The organism is Kitasatospora sp. NPDC056783, from assembly GCF_042789895.1.
In the GTDB taxonomy this organism is placed as follows: domain Bacteria; phylum Actinomycetota; class Actinomycetes; order Streptomycetales; family Streptomycetaceae; genus Kitasatospora.
This window is the reverse complement of the sequence record NZ_JBHUAF010000601.1, coordinates 1-3,094: the sequence shown is the minus strand read 5'-3', so window position 1 is coordinate 3,094 and position 3,094 is coordinate 1. Positions and strand designations below refer to the sequence as shown.

Below are 3,094 nucleotides of genomic sequence, written 5' to 3'. Positions count from 1 at the left end.
CCCTTCCGGTGGGTCGTCGGCGGTCAGTGGCCGCCCTCGTCGACCACCTCGACGTCGGCGATCTCCTGCTCGATCGCCTCGGTGGGCAGTGCCACCCGGATCGCCCAGAAGTAGATGACCAGCGAGAACACCGCCACGGCGGCCATGTCCCACCACATCGGCAGGTGGCCGGCGCCGTCGCCGAAGCCGCCCTGCCAGGAGATCACGCCGAGGCCCACCAGGTAGGGCGGGAGCCACTGGGCGGACTTCCAGCTCAGCCGGGGGGCGTTCGGCAGGCCCTTCCTGATCGCGTACGCGGCGTAGCCGCCGAGCAGCACGTAGCCGAGCACGATCGCGATGCCCAGGCGGGCGAGGGTGTGCCAGCCGGACCAGTAGATGATCAGGCTGGAGACCACGAACGCGGCCGGGGAGATCAGCTCGCCCATCGGCAGCCGGTAGGGGCGCTCGTGGTCGGGCAGCCGGCGGCGCATCGCGCCGAAGGCGAGCGGGGCGCCGGCGTACATCAGGACGCTGGCGGAGGTGATGAAGCCGACCAGTTCCTGCCAGCTCGGGAAGGGCAGGAAGCAGATCACGCCGGTGACGAAGGCGATGACCAGGCCGAACCACGGCACGCCGTTCTTGTCCAGTTCCTCGAACCGCTGCGGGGCGTAGCCGTTGCGGCTCAGGCCGTAGGAGATGCGCGAGGTCGAGGTGGTGTAGATCAGGCCGCTGCCGCCGGGGGAGATCACGGCGTCGGCGTACAGCACCCAGGCCAGCCAGCCGAGGCCGACCACGGTGGCGAGGCCGGCGAAGGGCCCGTCGATGCCGGGGAAGTCGAGCTTGTCCCAGCCGTTGGCGAAGGCGCTGACCGGCAGGGCGCCGATGAAGACCACCTGGAGCAGGGTGTAGATCACGCTGCCGATGACGACCGAACCGAGCACGGCCCGGGGGATGTCGCGCTTGGGGTTGCGGCTCTCGCCGGCGAGCTGGATGGCCTGCTCGAAGCCGAGCAGGGCGAAGATGATGCCGCTGGTGCTGATCGCGGCGAGCACGCCCTTGGCGCCGAACGGCGCGAAGCCGTGCGAGGTGAAGTTGGAGCCGTGGAAGTTGGTCACGGCCAGCACGAAGATGGTGAAGAGCGGGACGAAGATCTTCAGCCAGGTGGCGATGTTGTTGGTGCGGGCCAGGACGCGCACCCCGAGGAAGTTCACCGCGACGAACACCGTCATCAGCACGGTGGCGACGGCGAAGCCGCTGGCGGTGAGGGTGTTGTTGTCGTTGAGCAGGCCCTCTGCCCAGGGCCAGTGCCGGGCGTAGCCGATCATCGCCTCGACCTCGATCGGCGCGACGGTGGCTGCCTGGAGCCAGGAGAACCAGCCGAAGGACATGCCGGCCAGGCCGCCGAAGGCGTAGTGCGGGTACCGGGCGGTGCCGCCCGAGACCGGGAACATGCTGCCGAGCTCGGCGTGCACCAGGGCGAGCAGCACGATCGCGACCGTGCCGATGCCCCAGGACAGGACGGCGGCCGGGCCGGCCGCCACGACGCCCTCCTTGGCGCCGAACAGCCAGCCGGAGCCGATGATCGAGCCGACCGAGGCCCACATGAGGCCGATGAGGCCGACGTGGCGGCGCAGTGTCCGGTGGGGGGTACCGGATGAGGACCCGGTGCCCTGGTCGGGCGGCGAGATCTGGTTGAGGGAAGCCATGAACGATCTCTCTGTGGGTGGGGGCTCCGGGGTAGGCGGAGCGATGAGAGTTGCCACACAGTAGGACTTTTCGGCTCCCCCTGCACAGATTTCATTACTGAATATTTACATTCTTCTCCGGACATCCTTGCAGGTAGGGACCATTGCCGCTTCCGGTCTCTTACGTATTCGATCGATTCCCCGGGAATTCAAGCCGTGCGGCGCGGGCCCGCATGATAGACGGTTTATCCGCTAGTGGGAATAGTGGCCTCCGTACAGCGGTGTGCCGTCAATCCGCCAGATCGGACGGGTCGGTGTCGGCGCCGCGGAACGATCGCCCGGGTGCGGCCGGACGGGCGTACGCTGACCGGGTGCGTTTCGTGATCCTCCCCCCGCCGGCCCGCTAGCGGGCGGCCAGCTCCACCCACTCCGGCCCGACGGGAACCGCCCGCGGCCGGGGCGATGACTGCCGCCCGCGTGCCCAGCGGACCAGAACCGGCAACCCATCGTGGAGTACCGACGCATGACCACGTACGCCGCCGTGCCCTTCCGGCGCGGCCTCCTGTCCATTTCCGCCGCCGCCGTCGCCTGGGGCGTGGGCGGCTCCGTGTCCGCGCTGCTGATGCGCGGCAGCGGGCTCGGCCCGGCGGGCGTCTCCTGCTGGCGCTTCGCCGTCGCGGCGCTCTGCCTGGCCCTGCTGCCGGGCCGCGAGCCCCACGACGGGCGCGGCGGCGCCCGGTGGCGCCCCGCCGCGCTCACCGGGTTCGGCCTGGCGTTCAGCCAGTGCGCCTACTTCGGCTCGGTGCACTACGCGGGCCTCGGGCTCGGCACCCTGATCACCATCGGCGCCGGCCCGGTGTTCACCAGCCTCGGCGCCCACCTGCTGCTCGGCGAGCGCCTCACCCGCCGCGCCGTCGCCGCCGTGGCGCTCGCCCTGACCGGCCTCGCCCTGCTGGTCGCCGCCCCGGCGGCCGGCCCCCGGCCGGCCCTGGGCGTCGGCCTGGCCGTGCTCGCGGGCATCGGCCAGAGCGGCCTCACCCTCTGGGCCCGGGGCGGCGGCTCCGCCCGGGCCGGCACCGGCGCCTTCACCGCCGGTCTGCTCTGCCTGCTCCCGCTCGCGGCGCTGTCGGGGCCCCAGGGCGTCCTGCCGACGGCCGGGGACCCGGTGGTGACCGGGGCGGGGCTGCTCTTCCTCGGCACGGTGCCCACCCTGTTCGCCTACCGGTGGTACTTCACCGGGCTGACCGTGGTGCCCGGCGCGACGGCCGCGGTGCTGCTCCTGCTGGAGCCGGCGACGGCGGCGGTGATCGGGGTGCTGTTCCTGGGAGAGCCGCTGACGGCGGGTCTGGTCGCGGGCTCGGCGCTGCTGCTGGCGGCCATCGCGGCGCTGGCGCGGGGGTAGCGGAGGCGGCCGCCGGCCGCCCGGGCCC

At 72.1% G+C, this 3,094-nt stretch carries 2 protein-coding genes; one reads left to right on the top strand and one right to left on the bottom strand.

Translation table 11 applies throughout. The annotated features are described in order from the left end of the window. Nucleotides 1-23: 23 nt before the first annotated feature. Entirely contained in the window at nt 24-1,685 is a 1,662-nt protein-coding gene (locus tag ACFRMQ_RS39685) for an APC family permease (RefSeq protein WP_380735768.1), read from the bottom strand. 502 nt (nt 1,686-2,187) lie between these two features. Here ACFRMQ_RS39685 and ACFRMQ_RS39680 point away from each other — a divergent pair. Then, nucleotides 2,188-3,066, top strand: coding sequence for an EamA family transporter (locus tag ACFRMQ_RS39680; protein WP_380735767.1), 879 nt, complete (start codon nt 2,188-2,190; stop codon nt 3,064-3,066). The last annotated feature ends 28 nt before the right edge of the window (nt 3,067-3,094 follow it).